At 75.6% G+C, this 3,257-nt stretch carries 4 protein-coding genes; 2 read left to right on the plus strand and 2 right to left on the minus strand.

The window, feature by feature from the left end:
* The coding region (locus tag HGA02_RS21485) for a C40 family peptidase (protein WP_168679563.1) at window positions 1–1,170 on the plus strand (1,170 nt) is incomplete at its 5' end.
* A 213-nt stretch (window positions 1,171–1,383) separates the two neighbouring features.
* On the opposite strand, the gene HGA02_RS14080 is transcribed toward HGA02_RS21485, so the two are convergent.
* Window positions 1,384–1,881 carry an inorganic diphosphatase gene (locus tag HGA02_RS14080; RefSeq protein ID WP_168679565.1) on the minus strand — a complete coding sequence of 166 codons (498 nt, stop codon included), beginning with the start codon at window positions 1,879–1,881 and terminating at the stop codon, window positions 1,384–1,386.
* A gap of 174 nt (window positions 1,882–2,055) precedes the next feature.
* On the opposite strand from HGA02_RS14080, the gene HGA02_RS21055 reads away from it, so the two are divergent.
* Window positions 2,056–3,006, plus strand: a complete 951-nt coding sequence (locus HGA02_RS21055; protein WP_168679567.1) for an ATP dependent DNA ligase — start codon at window positions 2,056–2,058, stop codon at window positions 3,004–3,006.
* Window positions 3,007–3,022: 16 nt separating this feature from the next.
* Here the strand turns inward: HGA02_RS21055 and HGA02_RS14090 are convergent.
* Window positions 3,023–3,257, minus strand: a 235-nt coding sequence (locus HGA02_RS14090) for a helix-turn-helix domain-containing protein (RefSeq protein WP_210728587.1), incomplete at its 5' end; no start/stop codon positions are given.

The following is a 3,257-nucleotide window of genomic DNA, read 5'->3' on the forward strand; positions in this document are numbered from 1 at the left end:
CGACGCTCTTCCGATCTCGCCGACGCCCGCGCCGAGGACGCGCGCCGCACCCTCGTCGCGATGGCCCGCGAGGCCGCCCGGTCCGGCGGGAACGTCGAGGCCCTGCAGGCCGTGCTGTCCGCCGACGGCTTCCGCGACGTCGCGCGCCGCTCGACCGCGCTCGAGCAGATGACCGGCAAGGCTGACGAGGCCGTGCAGGAGTTCCGGGCCGCCCAGCTCGTCGCGAGCGTCCTCGCCGACCGCGCGAGGACGGCCGAGGACGACGCGAAGGCCGCCGAGCAGGACGCCTCCGCCGCACTCGCCACCGCGCAGAAGACGCAGCAGGACAGCGACGCCGCGCTCGCCGCGGGCGCCGCCGAGCGCGACCAGCTCATCTCCGCCCTCGCGGCCGCCCGGCAGACCAGCGCCGAGGTCGAGCGGGCCCGGCAGGACGCCCTCGAGGCCGACCGGCGCGCACGCGCCGACGAGGCCGCGCGCCAGGCGGCGCTGCGTCCGCCCGTGGTCGCCCCGCCCGCGTCGGGCGGGTCGTCCGGGTCGACGGGCTCGACCGGCGGCTCGACAGGTTCCGCCGGCGGGTCGACCGGCGGCTCCACCGGTGGCTCGAACAGCGGGTCGACGGGTGGGTCGAACGGCGGCTCGACGGGCGGCGGCTCGACCGGGGGCTCCACGGGCGGTGGCTCGACCGGCGGCGGCTCGACCGGTGGTGGTTCGACGGGCGGCGGCTCGACCGCGCAGCCCACGACACCCCCGGCGACGGGCGGGCAGTACGGGCTCGGCACGGGGCGCTCGCGCGGCTCGGCGGGCGGGGGAGCGGCCGCCGTGGAGTGGGCGCGGACCCAGCTCGGCAAGCCCTACATCTGGGGCGGCGTCGGTCCGGAGGGCTACGACTGCTCGGGCCTGACCGGCACGTCCTGGCGCAGCGCGGGTGGCGTCAGCCTCAACCGCACGTCGCGCGACCAGTACAAGCAGGTCCTCAAGATCTCGTACGACCAGCTGCGCCCGGGCGACCTCGTCTTCTGGTCGACGGACCCCAACAACCCCGACGCGATCCACCACGTCGCGATCTGGGCGGGCAACGGCCAGATCATCGAGGCCCCGACGTTCAACAAGCCCGTGCGCCTCGTCGCGATGCGCTGGGCGGGCACCATGCCCTACGCGGGTCGTCCCTGACGACCCCGCCGGTCGGCGGTCGGACGACCGCCCGGCCCCGGCAGCACGACGGCCCGCCCCCTCGCGTCGAGGGTGGCGGGCCGTCGTCGTCCGTCCCGGCCGCACGGTGGCGCGGCCGGGTCACGGCTCAGCGCGGGGGCGTCGGTCAGTGCGGGCCGTCGCTCAGTGCTGGTCGTCGCTCAGCGCTGGTCGTCGCTCAGTGCTGGTCGTGGCTCAGTGGTGGTTGTACCCGGCGTCGATCGCGCGCTGACGCGACCGCTCGATCTCGGCCTCCGCGTCGGCCCGGCCGACCCAGTGCGCACCCTCGACGGACTTGCCGGGCTCGAGGTCCTTGTAGACCTCGAAGAAGTGCTGGATCTCGAGCCGGTGGAAGTCGGAGACGTCGTCGATGTCCTGGCGCCACGCGGCGCGCTGGTCGCCCGTCGGGACGCACAGGACCTTGTCGTCGCCGCCGGCCTCGTCGCGCATGCGGAACATGCCCAGCGCGCGGCACCGGATCAGGCAGCCCGGGAAGGTCGGCTCCTCGAGCAGGACGAGCGCGTCCAGCGGGTCGCCGTCCTCACCGAGGGTGCCCTCGATGAAGCCGTAGTCGTCGGGGTACCGGGTCGAGGTGAAGAGCATGCGGTCGAGCCGGATGCGGCCCGTCGCGTGGTCCACCTCGTACTTGTTGCGCTGCCCCTTGGGGATCTCGATCGTGACGTCGAACTCCACAGCACTCCTTAGCACCACGTCCGCGCCCAGCCTCGATGGGGCCGGCGGACCCGGCGACTCGTCGGTCGTCGTGAACGGCGCGCCGGGGTGTCGGGGGCGCCCTTGTCTCGGACAGTAGTCTGACGCACCGGCGCGCGGGGGTCCCGCCCCGCCCCCGGTAGAGACAGGGTGATCATGGCCACAGCAGGACGGGTCGTCGGCACCGCCGTGCTCGTCGTCGTGCTCGCGGGTGCGGCGTACGGCACCGCGGACGCCTACGACGTCGCGCCCGGCCTGGTCACGCTCGAGCCGTCGCCCGCGCCCGCCGCACCCTTCCCGACCGCCCCCGGCGCGGTCGACCCCGGCGACCCCGCCGCCGTGCTCGGTCCGCTCGACGACCAGGCGCCCGTCCCCGGCGCGACCGGCGTGCAGGGTCTCGTCGACGGGCTCGTCGCCGACCCGAGGCTGGGCCCGTCCGTCGGCGTGGTCGTCGCCGACCAGCTCACCGGCGAGGTCCTCGCGTCGCACCTGCCCGACCAGGGGCGCACGCCCGCGTCGACCGCCAAGCTCGTCACCGCCGTCGCCGCGCTCGACGCGCTCGGCGCCACCGGTGTCCCCCGGCTCGTCACCACGGACGCCGCCGCCGCGCAGGACTGGTTCGCATCCGTCGTCGCCGCCGGGCAGGAGGGCGTCGTCGTCAAGGCCGCGCAGGCGCCCTACGAGGCCGGGCGGCGCGGGGCCGCGTGGGTCAAGGTCAAGCCGCGGCACACCCTCGACCTCGTCGTCCTCGCGGTCGAGCGCGGGTCCGGGCGGCGGCAGGGCCTGCTGTCGAACATCCACCTCGGGGCGCGCGACGGGCACGGCGGGTTCGTCATGCTCGGCAAGACGTTCAAGGGCATGACCGACGAGACGCTCGCCTGGCAGACGCAGCGCTTCCGCGAGCTCGAGGTGGCCGACGACGGCTGGACCGTGACCGTCCGCCCCGAGCAGGTCGTCGAGATCGCGTTCGACGGCGTCCAGCGCTCGACACGCTACCCGGGCGGCGTGGCGCTGCGCTTCGCGCGCGTGCTGCGCTACCGCGACGACAAGCCAGCCGCGGGGGCCGACACGATCGACGCGGTGCGGGCGCTGACAACGGGCTCCTGACGGCGAGCAGGCCGGGTCAGTCGGGCAGGTGCTCGCGGGCCCAGAGGGCGGCGCTCGTGCGGTCGCCGACGCCGATCTGGCGGAAGACGTTGCCGACGTGGACCTTGACCGTGCGCTCCGAGATGCCGAGCGCGCGGGCGACCTGCTTGTTCGCCATGCCCTGCGCCACGAGGCGCAGCACCTGACGCTCGCGCGCGCTCAGCCGGTCGGCGGGTGACGCCGCGGCCGCGGGGCCGCCCGGCAGGAGGGTG

Source organism: Cellulomonas septica, from assembly GCF_012396155.1.
Lineage (GTDB): Bacteria > Actinomycetota > Actinomycetes > Actinomycetales > Cellulomonadaceae > Cellulomonas > Cellulomonas septica.

Excerpts from the sequence above, each read along its gene's own strand:
- HGA02_RS21055 (WP_168679567.1), top strand. The coding sequence starts at position 2,056 with ATGGCCACAGCAGGACGGGTCGTCGGCACCGCCGTGCTCGTCGTCGTG.